Annotated in this window: 13 protein-coding genes and 1 other RNA gene; 8 read left to right on the top strand and 6 right to left on the bottom strand. The window is 54.2% G+C overall.

All coding sequences use genetic code 11. The annotated features are described in order from the left end of the window. Positions 1-27: 27 nt before the first annotated feature. Positions 28-2,664 (bottom strand): DNA gyrase subunit A, encoded by a 2,637-nt coding sequence (gene gyrA / locus RGQ30_RS04215; RefSeq protein WP_130558180.1) that lies wholly within the window; start codon positions 2,662-2,664, stop codon positions 28-30. 169 nt (positions 2,665-2,833) lie between these two features. Here gyrA and RGQ30_RS04210 point away from each other — a divergent pair, with 169 nt between their 5' ends. From RGQ30_RS04210 to ssrA, 5 genes are all read left to right on the top strand, one after another. Continuing rightward, positions 2,834-4,156 (top strand): amidohydrolase family protein, encoded by a 1,323-nt coding sequence (locus RGQ30_RS04210; protein WP_130558181.1) that lies wholly within the window; start codon positions 2,834-2,836, stop codon positions 4,154-4,156. Positions 4,157-4,231: 75 nt separating this feature from the next. Continuing rightward, positions 4,232-4,891 (top strand): outer membrane protein OmpA, encoded by a 660-nt coding sequence (gene ompA, locus RGQ30_RS04205; RefSeq protein WP_130558182.1) that lies wholly within the window; start codon positions 4,232-4,234, stop codon positions 4,889-4,891. A 107-nt stretch (positions 4,892-4,998) separates the two neighbouring features. Next, positions 4,999-5,715: a bifunctional 2-polyprenyl-6-hydroxyphenol methylase/3-demethylubiquinol 3-O-methyltransferase UbiG gene (gene ubiG, locus RGQ30_RS04200; RefSeq protein ID WP_130558183.1), complete on the top strand. Its 717-nt coding sequence runs from the start codon at positions 4,999-5,001 to the stop codon at positions 5,713-5,715. Between the two features lie 15 nt (positions 5,716-5,730). Further along, entirely contained in the window at positions 5,731-6,381 is a 651-nt protein-coding gene (locus RGQ30_RS04195) for an HAD family hydrolase (RefSeq protein WP_298215492.1), read from the top strand. A 36-nt stretch (positions 6,382-6,417) separates the two neighbouring features. Continuing rightward, positions 6,418-6,783: a transfer-messenger RNA gene (gene ssrA / locus RGQ30_RS04190) on the top strand. Positions 6,784-7,033: 250 nt separating this feature from the next. Here ssrA and RGQ30_RS04185 read toward each other — a convergent pair. Beyond that, positions 7,034-8,302, bottom strand: coding sequence for a PQQ-dependent sugar dehydrogenase (locus RGQ30_RS04185; protein ID WP_338284779.1), 1,269 nt, complete (start codon positions 8,300-8,302; stop codon positions 7,034-7,036). Positions 8,303-8,461: 159 nt separating this feature from the next. Here RGQ30_RS04185 and rarD point away from each other — a divergent pair, with 159 nt between their 5' ends. Continuing rightward, positions 8,462-9,373: an EamA family transporter RarD gene (rarD, locus tag RGQ30_RS04180; RefSeq protein ID WP_130558718.1), complete on the top strand. Its 912-nt coding sequence runs from the start codon at positions 8,462-8,464 to the stop codon at positions 9,371-9,373. Here the strand turns inward: rarD and RGQ30_RS04175 are convergent. Then, on the bottom strand, positions 9,324-10,250 hold the full coding sequence (locus RGQ30_RS04175) for a LysR family transcriptional regulator (protein ID WP_130558185.1): 927 nt from the start codon (positions 10,248-10,250) through the stop codon (positions 9,324-9,326). The two genes, rarD and RGQ30_RS04175, sit on opposite strands and share 50 nt — an antisense overlap. 121 nt (positions 10,251-10,371) lie before the next feature. On the opposite strand from RGQ30_RS04175, the gene RGQ30_RS04170 reads away from it, so the two are divergent. Then, complete coding sequence (locus tag RGQ30_RS04170) at positions 10,372-11,487, top strand: alkene reductase (RefSeq protein ID WP_130558186.1); 1,116 nt, start codon at positions 10,372-10,374, stop codon at positions 11,485-11,487. A 99-nt stretch (positions 11,488-11,586) separates the two neighbouring features. Continuing rightward, on the top strand, positions 11,587-11,904 hold the full coding sequence (locus RGQ30_RS04165) for a nucleotide pyrophosphohydrolase (RefSeq protein WP_130558187.1): 318 nt from the start codon (positions 11,587-11,589) through the stop codon (positions 11,902-11,904). On the opposite strand, the gene RGQ30_RS04160 is transcribed toward RGQ30_RS04165, so the two are convergent. From RGQ30_RS04160 to RGQ30_RS04150, 3 genes are read right to left on the bottom strand one after another with little or no spacing between them, the layout of a single operon-like run. Next, entirely contained in the window at positions 11,901-12,965 is a 1,065-nt protein-coding gene (locus tag RGQ30_RS04160) for a zinc ribbon domain-containing protein (RefSeq protein ID WP_130558188.1), read from the bottom strand. The two genes, RGQ30_RS04165 and RGQ30_RS04160, sit on opposite strands and share 4 nt — an antisense overlap. A 46-nt stretch (positions 12,966-13,011) precedes the next feature. Next, a complete protein-coding gene (gene fghA / locus RGQ30_RS04155) occupies positions 13,012-13,848 on the bottom strand; it encodes an S-formylglutathione hydrolase (protein WP_130558189.1) in 837 nt (278 codons plus the stop codon). Position 13,849: 1 nt separating this feature from the next. Then, entirely contained in the window at positions 13,850-14,959 is a 1,110-nt protein-coding gene (locus RGQ30_RS04150; protein ID WP_338284875.1) for an S-(hydroxymethyl)glutathione dehydrogenase/class III alcohol dehydrogenase, read from the bottom strand. Between the last annotated feature and the right edge of the window lie 11 nt (positions 14,960-14,970).

Here is a 14,970-nt window from a genome sequence, read left to right as displayed (position 1 = left end):
GCTTGCCCACCACTATCAATCGTTTATTTATTCTTCGGTGGCCGGTGCTTCACCCGAATCACTCTCGCTACTCGCTTCGATGTCTTCGACATCGACCACGTCTTCAGCATCCGATTCAACAATGCGCTGCAAGCCTGAAAGCCAGGTGCCTTCATCCACATTGATTAAGGTAACGCCCTGGGTGGCGCGGCCCATTTCGCGAATTTCAGACACACGTGTGCGCACCAGCACACCGCCGGTGGTGATCAACATGATTTCATCAGTCGGGTTCACCAACACCGCAGAAACCACCTTGCCATTGCGCTCGGAGGTCTGGATGGCGATCATGCCCTTGGTTCCACGGCCATGGCGGGTGTATTCCGCAACCGGCGTGCGCTTGCCGTAACCATTTTGAGTGGCTGTCAACACGGACTGCTGTTCGTTTTCAGCAACCAGCATGGCAATGACACTTTGCCCGTCTTCCAGATTCATGCCGCGCACACCGCGGGCACTTCGACCCATGGCTCGGACATCGTTCTCGTCAAAACGCACCGCTTTGCCTGAATCGCTGAACAGCATCACATCGTTGTTGCCATTGGTCATGGCAGCGCCGATTAGGTAATCGCCTTCATCCAGGTTCACGGCGATAATGCCGCGCTTCATGGGGCGGGAGAAATCGCTCAGCTTGGATTTCTTGACCGTGCCCAGGCTGGTGGCCATGAACACGTATTTGTCCTCATCCTCAAAACTTTTTACTGGCAACACGGCGGTGATTTTTTCGCCTTCCGCCAAGGGGAACATGTTGATGATTGGCCGGCCGCGCGAGGTGCGTGAACCCTGTGGCACTTCATACACTTTGAGCCAGTACACACGCCCCGCATTGCTGAAGTACAAAATGGTGTCGTGGGTGTTCGCCACAAACAGGTAATCAATCCAGTCGTCTTCTTTGGTGGTGGCAGCCTGCTTGCCCCGTCCACCCCGTTTCTGTGCGCGGTATTCAGTCAGCGGCTGGCTCTTGATATAGCCAGAATGGGACAGAGTCACCACCATGTCCTGAGGCGTGATCAGATCTTCCGTACCCAATTCGGTCGCGTTGAATTCGATCTGCGAACGGCGCTCGTCTGAAAACTCGTTACCAATTGAAGTCAACTCATCTTTGATGATCTGGTTGATCCGCTCAGGCTTGGACAAGATATCCAACAGGTCCGCGATCTGGTCAATGACGTCTTTGTATTCATTGATGATTTTGTCTTGCTCAAGGCCAGTCAGGCGTTGCAGGCGCATCTGGAGAATTTCCTGAGCCTGGTCTTCGCTGAGACGGTACAGACCGTCATCTTGCAAACCAAGACGTGCCGGCAAACCTTCGGGACGGAATGCCTTTGCACCACCTGAAGCAGTCAGTTCAGTGCGCGACAGCATTTCACGCACCAAGGAGGAATCCCAGCCACGGGCCAGCAAATCGGCCTTGGCCACAGGAGGCGTAGGTGCCGCCTTGATAATGGCAATGAATTCGTCAATGTTGGCCAAAGCCACCGCCAAACCTTCGAGCACATGGCCGCGGTCGCGGGCCTTGCGCAACTCGAATACCGTGCGACGGGTGATGACTTCCCGGCGATGGCGCAGGAAGTAGAAAATCAGGTCGCGCAGGTTCAGCAAACGGGGCTGGCTGTCTACCAATGCCACCATGTTGATGCCGAAGGTGTCCTGCAATTGTGTGTTTTTGTACAGGTTATTCAACACCACTTCAGGCACTTCACCGCGCTTGAGTTCGATGACGACGCGAATACCGTCTTTGTCGGACTCGTCGCGCAAATCGGAAATGCCTTCCATTTTCTTTTCAGAAACCAGCTCGGCAATTCGCTCAAGCAGGCTTTTCTTGTTCACCTGGTAGGGTAGCTCATCAACAATAATTGCCACGCGGTTGCCGCGCTCAAGGTCTTCGAAGTGGGTTTTTGCCCGCATGACCACACGGCCGCGGCCGGTGCGGTAGCCTTCTCGAACTCCTTGAATGCCGTAAATAATGCCGGCAGTAGGGAAGTCAGGAGCAGGAATCAACTCGATCAGGTCATCGACTGTGCATTCAGGGTTGTCAATTGCAAACAGGCAGGCAGCAACAACTTCCTTGAGGTTGTGTGGCGGCATGTTGGTGGCCATGCCCACCGCAATACCTGACGAACCGTTGACCAGCAAGTTGGGTAAACGGGCGGGCAACACCTTGGGCTCGCGTTCGCTGCCGTCATAGTTCGGGCCAAAATCAACAGTCTCCTTGTCGATATCGAGCAGCATTTCGTGGGCGATTTTGGCCAGACGAATTTCGGTGTATCGCATCGCTGCAGCGTTGTCGCCGTCGATCGAACCGAAGTTACCCTGTCCATCAACCAGCATGTAACGCAGGGAAAAGTCCTGCGCCATGCGGACAATCGTGTCATATACCGCAGAATCGCCGTGCGGGTGGTACTTACCGATCACGTCACCGACGATACGGGCTGATTTCTTGTAGGCTCGGTTCCAGTCGTTGTTCAGTTCATGCATCGCAAACAAAACTCGACGGTGAACGGGTTTCAAGCCGTCCCGCACGTCTGGCAGGGCACGCCCAACGATCACGCTCATGGCGTAATCGAGGTAGGACCTGCGCATTTCCTCCTCTAGACTGATCGGGAGTGTTTCTTTTGCGAATGAATCCATGTTTCTTCTTGTGTTGAATTATTTGACTGAAGGAATAACTGGGCTGGACACTGCCTTTCATGGCGGCGTCACATCCTTGGCGCTACACTTGCAAGCTTTCGATTGTATCAGCCAAAATCGCTGAAACTGGGCGCAATGGTGCGTTCCAAATCATCTAGTGACCCTGCCCATGCAACTGCTGACCCCCCAATGGCTCCTGTGCCTGAACCACTCCACCGAAGTGCTGGAAAACCACGCTGTTTTGATCCACAACGACGTGATTGAAGCGGTCGGACCGCGTGATGAACTGCTGAACCAGTTTCCGCAAGCCATGCGCGTTGACCTGCCAGGTCAGGTTTTGATGCCGGGGCTGATCAACTGCCACAGCCACGCAGCCATGAACCTGCTGCGGGGAGCTGCCGATGACTTGGCCTTGCACGATTGGCTGCAAACCCGAATCTGGCCACTGGAAGGCGAACTTGCCGATGCCGAGTTCGTGTACGACGGCACGGTACTGGCTGCAGCTGAAATGCTTCAAGGTGGCATTACTACTTTCAATGACATGTATTTCTATCCCGACCAGGTGGTTCAAGCTGCGCTTGACGTTGGTTCCCGCGTGTTTGCAGGCATCACGGTTATTGAATTTCCTACTCGGTACGCGGCGGAGGCCAAGCAATACATCGAACTGGGGATAGCCGCGCGCGACAAGTTCCTGAATGAAAAAACCGTGCACTGGACGGTGGCACCGCATGCGCCTTACACCGTCAGTGACGACACCTTCTCACACATGGCGATGTTGGCCGAGGAACTGGATTTGCCCATGCACTGCCATTTGCATGAAACACCGAGCGAGGTCAGCGACGCAGTCAGCCGAAGCGGCGAGCGGCCATTCGACCGCTTTGAACGACTGGGGCTGATTAACGAACGCCTGATGGCAATACACGGGGTCCACCTGAACCATCAGGAACTTCAAACCATGGCAACGAAAGGTGCAACCCTGGTGCACTGCCCCGCCTCAAACCTGAAACTGGCCAGCGGCATTGCGCCTGTGGCAGCTGCGCTAAAGGCGGGGGTTAATGTGGTCATCGGAACGGATGGCGCGGCAAGCAACAACAAACTGGATCTGTGGGAAGAGGGTCGACTGGCCTCCCTGCTATGCAAAGGGGCCAGCGGAGACGCCACCGCCTTTCCCGCTGGGCAACTGTTGATGAGCATGACCTGCAATGCAGCCAAGGCTTTGGGAGCGGAACACCTGATTGGCCGGATTACACCTGGCCTTCAAGCAGACCTGATTGCCGTGGCGGTCGGCGAGGCTGCACACCAGCTACCCAACCACAACCTGATCTCAAAACTGGCTTACAGCGGGGCTTCCCGGGATGTCAGACATGTTTGGGTTGCGGGGGTTCAAGTTGTGCAATCGCAACAACTTGTGGGACAAAGGGCACAATTAGTGGGCGAAATCATGCGAAAAACCCAGCGAGTGTGGCAGACTCGTGTCGAGAAAGTTGGTTGAGAGGGTGATAACAATGACAGCCTCTGCTGTAAACTATCAACCAGCTTGAACCCCTATTTAACCCAAGGAGCAACAATGAAAAAAATGTCGACTCTCACGCAAGTACTGATGGCAATGGCCATTGGCACAGCGTCTACAGCCGCTATGGCCCACACAACAGACAAAGGCGAAGGCCTGTCCGGCTACGTAGTGGACGCGAGCGGCAAGGTAGTTAAAGATGGCTCCGGCGAGTGCATTCGCACCAGCTATTTCACAGCCGCTTTGGCCATCCAGGAATGCGATCCTGACCTGATCCCCAAGAAAGCAGCTCCCGCACCAGTTGCAGCACCTGCACCTGCTCCTGAGCCAGCTCCTGCTGCACCAACTCCAGTGATTACGAAAGTAAGCCTGGAAGCTGACGCCTACTTCGATTTCGACAAGGCTACACTGAAGCAAGGCGGTAAGGACCGTATCGACGCTGAAATCACCAAGCTGGGTCAAGTTGACCTGAACAGCGTGATCGCGATCGGCCACACTGACTCAATCGGTTCCGATGCCTACAACCAGAAGCTGTCAGAGCGTCGTGCTCAGGCCGTTAAAGACTACATGGTCAGCAAAGGTGTATCAGCCGACCGTATCCAGATCAAGGGCATGGGCGAAAGCCAGCCAGTGGCTGACAACAAGTCCAAAGAAGGCCGTGCCAAGAACCGTCGCGTTGAGATTGAATTCAACGCAACACAGAAAGTCATGAAGTAATTCCTGCCTTCTGGTTCTGATCAAAAAAGCCCAGCCCTGCTGGGCTTTTTTGTTTCTGGCATCGGTTAAACTACAAGCTGTTGAACCCAATCCAAGAGCCATCATCCATGAGCAGTACCGAGTCCAATAACGTTGATCATTCCGAACTTGCCAAGTTTTCTGCACTGGCCAGCAAGTGGTGGGACCCCAACAGCGAGTTTCGCCCCCTTCACGAAATTAACCCGCTACGCCTGAACTGGATTGACGAGCGCGTTGGCCTTAAAGGCAAGCGTGTACTTGATGTGGGCTGCGGAGGCGGCATTCTGTCTGAAAGCATGGCGCGCCGGGGTGCAGACGTATTGGGTATCGATCTAGCCGAGAAATCACTGAAGGTGGCTGAGCTGCACAAGCTGGAAACCGGGGTGAACAACGTGAATTATCGCGTGGTATCTGCCGAACAACTGGCCAGTGAAGAACAAGCTACCTTCGATGTGGTGACTTGCCTGGAAATGCTGGAGCATGTGCCCGACCCTGCTCAAACCATTCAAGCCTGCGCAGATTTGTGCAAACCGGGTGGATGGTTGTTTTTCTCAACCATCAACCGCAACCCTAAAAGTTTTGTATTCGCCATCGTGGGCGCTGAATATGTGCTCAATCTGCTGCCCAAGGGCACGCACGAGTACAAGAAGTTCATCAAGCCTTCCGAACTGGCACAGTACGCGCGGCATGCAAAACTCGATTTTTCTGAAATCATCGGCCTGGTGTACAACCCACTGACCAAGGTTTACCGCCTGGCACGGGATACCGACGTGAATTACATGGTGGCCTGCCGCAAGCCTGCTTAAGGAATCACCATGCGAATGAAAGGAATTCTGTTCGATCTGGACGGCACCTTGGTGGACACAGCCCCCGACCTGTGCGGCACCATTCAAGACATGCAAAGCGACCGCGGCGTTGATATAACGCCTTACCGGGCCATGGAACACCTGGCCTCAGGTGGTGCACGCTTGCTGTTGAAGGCTGGGTTCGGTGTTGAAATACATTACCCCGAATTTGCTGCCATGCGAGCCGAGTTTCTGGAACGCTACGAAGCCAGAATCGCCCGTGAAAGTGCCATTTACAGCGGTATTCAACCGCTTCTGGGCGAAATTCTGGCGAGGGGTGCTCAGTGGGGTATTGTGACCAACAAACCCTATTACCTGGCAGAAAAGCTGGTAAACGAACTTGGGCTGGATCGAGGATGCAGCGTGTTGATTGGTGGAGACACGGCAGACAAACCCAAGCCATCGCCCCTCCCCTGCTTCATGGCAGCCGGGCAAATGCGACTGCCCACGGAACTTTGCGTGATGATCGGCGACGATGAGCGCGATGTGGTTGCCGGGCGAGACGCCGGCATGGCCACAGTGGCGGTTGAGTACGGATATATCGCCAGCCCAATCGAGCAATGGGGTGCAGATGCGGTAGTCAAGACCACCCAAGACCTGGCCCGATGGCTTGGAGAGAGGATGTAACCCTGCTCAAGAAGCATGTTACAATTTAAGTCCAATGGGGTCGATCTGGTTTCGACGTGGATTGCAAAGCTATTGGAGCGTGTCGAGGATCAGTTACCTCGTAAATCCATCTGAAAAACTTTAAACGCAAACGACGAACGTTTCGCTCTAGCAGCTTAATTGCCGCTAGGTCCTACAACAGCTTGCCGATGGGCTGGGCGGGGTCAAACCTGCTGTGGGATAATCGCACATTGGACCGCTTACCGGAATGTCGCTGGCTGGTAGGTTAAATAAAGTGACTCGCGGTGCGTGCAGGGTGTCCCTTCCCGGCAAACATTGCTAAAACCAAATAAGAAGACTACACACGTAGAACTGGTAGTGGAGGATTTGCGGACGCGGGTTCAATTCCCGCCGGCTCCACCAAACAAAAAAGAAAAGGCCACCCTCGCGGTGGCCTTTTCTTTTTTGGACTGACGCCTGCGCGGGGAATTGAATCCGCGGACGCCCGCGGCGCGGGGCTGGAACGGGAATTATCGACATGAACTGCTTCATGTCGACCCGTGAAAGCGACTGAGCCTTGCAAGGCGAAGGCCGGGAAATTCCCGCCAATGCCTTCAAACAAAACAACAAAGCCACCCTTGCGATGGCTTTGTTGCATTGGGCTGAAAAATCTTTAGTTAGGTTTCACCTGGTAAATTTCGCCTTGATCAGACGCCACATACAGGTTGCCGTCCACTCCTTGCACAACCGAACGGAAACGTCCGGGTGGCATGGGCAAAGGCATGACGGTACGCTTGGCAGTCAGTCCATTCTTGCTGATGTCCAGCAGATCAAGCCTGTGGCCAACTGGCGTTCCGTGAATACCAATTCCCATGTAGCTCACGACCATCCTCCCATTCCAGTCCTTCCACTGCTTGCCACTCAGGAACACACCGGATGACATTCCCTGTGACAAGCTTTCATTGTTCCAGGCCGGTTTCATCGCCTTGGGATAGGTTTTGGTATCGGTCATTGGCATGAAGGCTGAGCGCTTCTTGGGTTCCATGGCTTCCATCTGGTTGGGGCTGTATCCGCAGTAGGAATCAGGGCAATCACCCCGCCCCGCCATGTTCGGACGCGGATCCCAACCGGCATTGCCGCCATTCACCAGTGCAGTGACTTCATCGGAATGCCATGGACCGTTTTCAGCAGTAAAGGGCTGGTTCGTTCCAGGTCGGAAGGCGATGCCCTGCGGATTGCGGTGGCCATAGGTGTACACGCGAGAATCGAAACCAGGTGGGGCGGCGTTACCGGGCGCGGGGTTGCCATCACGATCTATCCGCAAAACTTTGCCACCAAGCTTGGTCGGGCTTTGGGGCACTACACCATTGTGGGTATCACCGGTAGTGACATACAGAAATCCGTCACCGGGGCTAAAGCGGATACGCCCGCCATTGTGCGCGCCGGAAGCACCGAAGGGATGGTCGCTGGGGGCCGTTTTGTACGGAATATTTTCAACGATGTCATTGCGATCTGACATCTGCGTGAAATCAGCATTCACTTTCAGTCTCAAAACCCGGTTGCTCTGTGGCGTGGATTTGCTGGAAGCGGAATACACATACACGAACCTGTTGTTCGCAAAATCAGGATCCACCGCCACACCGTTCATCCCGGCCTGGCCATCGCAAAACAGATCGGGCATGGTTTCAGCATAACCTGTGGAGTCCTTCATGCCGACCAGCTTGTTAACTACGCCAGAAGGAAGGCGAACAGATAGGCCACGACACTTTTCAGTGAAAAACATGGCGCCATCCTGAGTGAAGGCCATGTCCCACGGATTGTCCAGTTGAGTCAAGATGGTGGTTGCTGTGAGTGTGGGGGCTGCGGCGTTTGCAGTTCCTGCCATGGCCAGGCTGACCGAGGCAACAACAGCGCAGGACAAAAATTGCTCATACTTCTTCATTTTGTCTCCTGTTTTTAGAAAGGTGCAACGATTGCCTGTTGTTGTCAGCGATTCGGGCCACAGGCAGGCACTGAGTGTGTTAAACACTTGAATTGCTGAAAACAACAATTGCATATATTTAAAAAGTGGTCAATATGGCCTTACCCGATGTCATCTACCATGCTTAAAGGCATATCGCTTTCTGTGCTGGCCTCCGTACTTTTCGGCAGCATGTATTACTACACCACCCTGTTGACTCCGCTGGATGGCGAACAAATTTTCGGCTGGCGCATGGTGCTGACGCTTCCCATCATGAGCCTGTTTCTCATTTGCACAGCCGACTGGTCGCTGGTGCAGCAAGTGGCGGGCCGTTTGCGCAAGGAATGGAAACTATGGCTTGCGCTACCTTTGTCGTCGATGTTGCTAGGCATTCAACTTTGGCTTTTTCTGTGGGCTCCATTACACGGCCATGCGCTGGATGTGTCCCTCGGCTATTTCATGATGCCCTTGGTGATGGTGCTGATTGGCCGCTACTATTACAAAGACCGGCTTTCAACCTGGCAGAAAATGGCGACCCTTCTAGCGTTGGCGGGTGTTGTGCATGAACTGTTTCGGGTCGACGGACTGTCCTGGGCGACCCTGCTGGTGTGCCTGGGCTATCCGTATTATTTTGTGCTTCGTAGCCAGTGCAAAACTGACAACCTGGGTGGCCTGTGGTTCGACATGGCGCTAATGTTGCCCGTGGCGTTTTATTTTGCATGGAATAGTGGCTTGTCCTTGCAGGACATGCTTCACCAGCACCCCGCTTTGCCGGCCATGGTTGTGTTGCTGGGCCTGCTCAGTGCCGCAGCGCTTGTAGCCTACATTCTCGCAAGCCGTCTGCTGCCTTTCAGTTTGTTTGGCCTGTTGGGCTACGTGGAGCCGGTGCTGCTGGTGGGCGTGTCTTTCCTGATTGGTGAAACAATTGAACCCAATGAGTGGCCAACATACATCGCAATTTGGCTGGCGCTGGTTCTGCTCACGGTAGAAGGTGCAATCCAGTTCAGACAACAGCGGGTCGAATCGCCAAAGACAAATCCGGATCCTGACTGAACGCCTCGGTGAAGAAATTCACGAAGCTGTTGATCTTGATGGATGGCCTGCGCTCGGGTTGGTACACCACATTCAAGGGCAAGGCACTGGGCCTGTAGTTGTCCAGAATTGCCTTGACGGTTCCCTCACGCAAATCCCGACCATAAATCCAGGTTGGGGAATAACAGATACCCAACCCCTTGAGTACACCCTGACGAATGGCTTCCGAACTGTTGGACTGGAAGTTGCTGCCAACCCGCACGGTCACTGGCTTGTCCTTGGCAGTGTGAAAAGTCCATTCGTTGAAGTTGCGAATACCCGTGTACAACAGGCAATTGTGGCGAGTCAGGTCATCAGGTGTTTGTGGTGTTCCATGGCGGGACAAATAATCACCAGACACAATCACCGCGCGGGCCACTGAGCCAATTCGCCGCGCAATCAAGCGGCTGTCTTTCAGTTCTCCCATCCTGAAAGTGACATCAATGCCAGCCGCCACCAAATCGACAAAACTGTCATCCAGTTGAAGGTCGATCCGCATTTTTGGGTATCGGGCATAAAAAGCAGCCAGGCGGGGGACGATATGTATTCGGCCAAATGCCACTGGCGCAGCCACGCGCAACAGGCCACTGACTTCGTACTCAGCCTGGTGAACCTCCACCCGTGCCTGCTCAAGAGTTTCCAGAACCTGCCGGCAACGCTGGTAGTACAAGCGGCCCGCCTCGGTCAAGGTGTGGCTTCGGGTGGACCGCACCAATAGCAACACGCCCACATCGGCTTCCAGGGCCTGTACCTGCTTGCTGATGGCTGATTGGGTGGTATTCGCCTGCCGTGCCACGGCTGAAAAATTGCCTGTTTCAACAACGCGGACAAAGATCTCCATCAATCGCAAGCGGTCCATGATGTGTGCCCCTATTCATTCCATTCTGGAATAGTGACTATACCAACTGTTCCATAGACCAAGCGGTCAGTAATGCGCATAATGTTCAGCATTGCAGTGCAACACAAAAGGAATAACACGCATGAATACGCAAACAAACAACACCGATGATTTGAAACTGTTTAAGCCCGGCCACATTGGCAGCATTGAAGTGAAAAACAGGGTAGTGATGGCCCCGCTGACCCGTTGCAGGTCAGACGAAGCGGCAGGCGACATTCCCGGCAGCGAGATGAATATCGAGTATTACCGCCAACGTGCCAATGCAGGCTTGATCATCAGTGAGGGTACGCAGGTGTCGCCTGCAGGCAAGGGCTACATGGCCACACCCGGCATTTACTCCGATGAGCAGGTTGAAGGCTGGAAGCCAATCACGCAGGCCGTTCACCATGCTGGCGGCAAGATCATTGCGCAAATCTGGCACGTGGGCCGTATCACCCACCCGGAATTGACTGGTGGCCCAAGCCCGATCGCACCTTCTGCAATCAAACCCAATGTGGTGGCCTACACCCACAAGGGCAAAGTGGATGTGCCTGTCCCCCATGCCTTGACTGTGGATGAAATTGCAACCGTAGTGGCCGAATACCGCAAAGGTGCAGCCAACGCATTGAAAGCTGGCTTTGATGGCGTGGAAATTCACGGTGCCAACGGCTACCTGATTGACCAGTTCATTCGAGATGGCGCCAATCAGCGCACAGACCAATACGGTGGATCGATCCAAAACCGCGCCCGTTTTGCACTGGAAGTGGTAGACGCAGTGGTTGCGGAAATTGGTGCAGGAAAGGTTGGCATTCGCCTTTCTCCGGTGACACCCTTTAACGACTTGAGCGACAGCAACCCGCAAGCGGTGTTCGGTTACCTGATCGAACAGTTGAACCAGCGTGGCATCGGTTTCATTCACATGATTGAAGGGTCCACCGGTGGCGATCGGGATGTGCCTGGCTTTGACTATGCATGGGCCCGCGACACATTCAAGGGCACCTACATTGTGAACAATGGCTATACCCGTGAAATGGCAATCAACGCCCTTGAAACAGGCCTGGCCGATGCAGTGTCGTTTGGTCGCGCCTATATTTCGAACCCGGACCTGGTTCAACGATTGAAGTTGAATGCGCCATTGGCTGAGGGTAACCCGGCCACTTATTACGCCCCGGGGCCAGTTGGCTACATAGATTACCCGGCATTGAATGTCACCGCGTGAGCAGTGACAACACGGTAAACAGGCGCCAGCGACACGCTGGCGTTTTTCATTGCCGGTATTCAGTAAGATGAACATTCAATCCACTGCAACGCCCACGGCATGAACACAGACACACTGAAGAACATTCAGCACCAACTGAAACAATTTTCCGCAGCACGCAACTGGGAGCAGTTTCATTCTCCAAAAAACCTGAGCATGGCCTTGTCTGTGGAAGTGGCTGAGCTGGTGGAACATTTCCAGTGGATTACGGAGGAAGACTCCCGCAAGCTGCAAGGCCAGCAGCTCGACGAGGTGAAGGACGAAGTAGCCGATGTGCTGCTGTACCTGCTGCAGATCTGCAACCAGCTCAACATTGACCCAGTCGATGCGGCCCAGAAAAAGCTGATCAAAAATGCAGTGAAATACCCGGCACCTTAAGCAGATAACCGCTGGTCAGCCGTAGTCAAACTGGCGCCGGTGCCGCAGGTGTGGCAATACTTGGCAAAGGTGCTTTTTCGGGTGTGGCAGTGTCCACAGCGATCGTGCAGACCAATACCGCAGTGCGGGCAAAAATCGATACTCGTGTCTTTCAAATCAACAGCCCTTTCGCAGCCGGGGCAAATTCCCTTCGCAAGGCGCGCCAGCGCGGTATCGTACTCAAGCACTTCGCGCCGCTTGGTTTCCGGCTGAGCCTCGGCCAAGCGCTGTTGTTCCAGATAACGGTTCAAGGCCAGAATAGCCTGCCTGCCAACCAATGCCGTTATCACGATACCGACCAGGTAACGAATGTATCCACCGTAACTGGGCAGGTAAGGCACCAACTCCACGAAGAAGGCAAACAAGGCAAAGTAAATAAAGCCCCAAACGAATGGCCAGTAGGTACTTTGCCGCTTGGTTTTGTACAGCCAGCCTGCAAATACCAACAAGGGCAAGGTAAGCGCCAAGCGATAAGCAAAAACCCGCAGTTCCTGGCTTTGCCGGGCGTGGTTGAATTCGTCTTGCACACCCTGCTGCAGTTCGGTCAAACGAAACTGAGCTCGCTGATTGGCCTGTTGCGCATCAAGTAACAGTTTTCGCTGTTCTTCAAGCCGCCCCAAGGCTGATCGCTCCAAGGCCTGCAAGCTGTCAAGGTGTTGTGTACGGGTAATCAGCTCCTGATCCTGATCGGGCTTGGCAGTGGCTTGCCGCGTAGCAATCCAGGCCGTGAACTTTTCGCGCTCTGAATCGGTATCGGCCTTTGCGGCACTGTGCTGAAGCTGCAATTGTTCCAGCACATCACCCAATTCACGAGCCTTGGCTTCGCTGTCACGAATCGCGTTTTGAACAGGCTGCAGTGCGGCAGGGTCAATGAAGTCCTCAATTGTCTGGACTTTCTCGACCTGCGGAAGGTCGCCCACCACCGTGGTACCCAGGCCAATCAAAAACCAGGCGAACACCACTGCCACGGCCCACAGGCCGCGGCGAAACCATTTTTCTGACAAGCGGAGAGATTTGCTCATTGGTTAACGCCCCGGTTACAGTTGGATCAATCAGCGCACGAACGCCTCATTGCAGGTGCCTGGCGTGAAAGCGCAAATGGTCTTCAATAAATGTAGCAATGAAATAATAGCTGTGGTCGTACCCGGGGTGATAGCGAATTTCTGCCGGGTAACCCGTTTCTTCCAGTGCTTTTTCAAGCAACTCAGTCTTCAACTGCGCAGCCAGAAAATTGTCTGCCAAACCTTGATCTACCAGCATGGGCATTTGCGGTGCCCCGGCGCGAATCAGTGCAACCGTGTCATGACGCTGCCAGGCAGCTTGATCTTCACCCAGATACAAGCCCAACGCTTTTTGCCCCCATGGGCATTGGCTTGGGCTGACAATCGGCGAAAAAGCGCTCACTGAAACATACCGTCCGGGATTGTTCAGTGCGATGGTCAGGGCACCGTGCCCTCCCATGGAATGACCGAACACTGCACGTTTGTTGCTAACAGGCAAATTCGCCTCCAGCAATGCGGGCAACTCCTCAACAATGTAGCTGTACATCCGGTAATGCGCGTTCCACGGGGTTTGCGTGGCATCCACGTAAAAACCGGCCCCCAGGCCAAAGTCATATGCTTTGTCTGCATCGTCTGGTACACCTTTACCCCGGGGGCTCGTGTCGGGCATCACAATCGCAACACCCAATTCTGCCGCAACTCGCTGCGCCCCTGCTTTGGTAGCGAAGTTCTGGTCTGTACAGGTCAGCCCTGAAAGCCAGTAAGCCACAGGCACTTTGTGCCCGTCTGACGCTTGGGGCGGCAGAAACACACTGAACTGCATGGTGCAATTCAGCGTGGCAGACACATGCTCGTACTGATTTTGCAAACCACCAAAACTTTGAACGCTGCTAAGTAGTTTCATGTCAGAAATGAATCACAGTGCGAATGGACTTGCCTTCGTGCATTAAATCGAAAGCTTCGTTAATGCGCTCAAGCGGCATGGTGTGCGTGATAAATGTGTCCAGGTCAATTTCATCATTCATGAAACGGTGTACGTAACCGGGCAATTCAGTGCGTCCTTTCACTCCACCAAATGCACTACCACGCCACACTCGACCAGTCACAAGCTGGAACGGACGTGTTGAAATTTCCTGCCCAGCACCGGCCACGCCGATAATGACTGATTCACCCCAGCCCTTGTGGCAGCATTCCAGTGCTGAACGCATCACATTGACGTTGCCTATGCATTCAAAAGAAAAGTCCACACCACCTTCGGTCATTTCAACAATCACTTCCTGAATGGGCTTGCTGTGGTCTTTCGGATTCACGCAGTCTGTGGCACCCAGCTTTTTGGCAATCTCGAACTTGTCCGGGTTGATGTCGATGGCAATAATTCGGCCGGCTTTGGCTTGCACTGCGCCGATGATGGCTGCCAAGCCAATACCGCCCAGGCCGAAAATGGCCACGGTGTCACCCGCCTTGACCTTGGCCGTGTTGTGCACAGCGCCAATGCCGGTGGTCACACCGCAACCCAGCAGGCACACCTTTTCCAACGGTGCTTCGGGATCGATTTTGGCCAATGAAATTTCAGGTACTACTGTGTGTTCTGCAAAGGTGGAGGTGCCCATGTAGTGATAAATCGGCTTGCCGTCTTTGGAGAAACGTGTGGTGCCATCGGGCATCAAACCTTTCCCTTGAGTGGCGCGAATGGCCTGACACAAGTTGGTTTTGCCCGACATGCAAAACTTGCACGTGCGGCATTCTGCTGTGTACAGGGGAATGACATGGTCACCCACCGCCAGGCTGGTGACACCTTCGCCAATCGCCAGCACGATGCCCGCGCCTTCGTGGCCCAGAATCGCCGGGAAAATGCCTTCAGGATCGTCGCCTGACAAAGTGTACGCGTCGGTGTGACACACGCCCGTGGCCACAATTTTGACCAGTACTTCGCCCTTCTGGGGCGGCATCAAATCCACTTCTTCAATGGAAAGTGGAAGGCCTGGACCCCAGGCCACTGCGGCGCGTGTTTTCATGGATTGCATTT

This window comes from Limnobacter thiooxidans, assembly GCF_036323495.1.
Taxonomy (GTDB): domain Bacteria; phylum Pseudomonadota; class Gammaproteobacteria; order Burkholderiales; family Burkholderiaceae_B; genus Limnobacter; species Limnobacter thiooxidans.
Note: the sequence above shows the minus strand (reverse complement) of the source record. Positions and strands in the feature narration are given on the sequence as shown.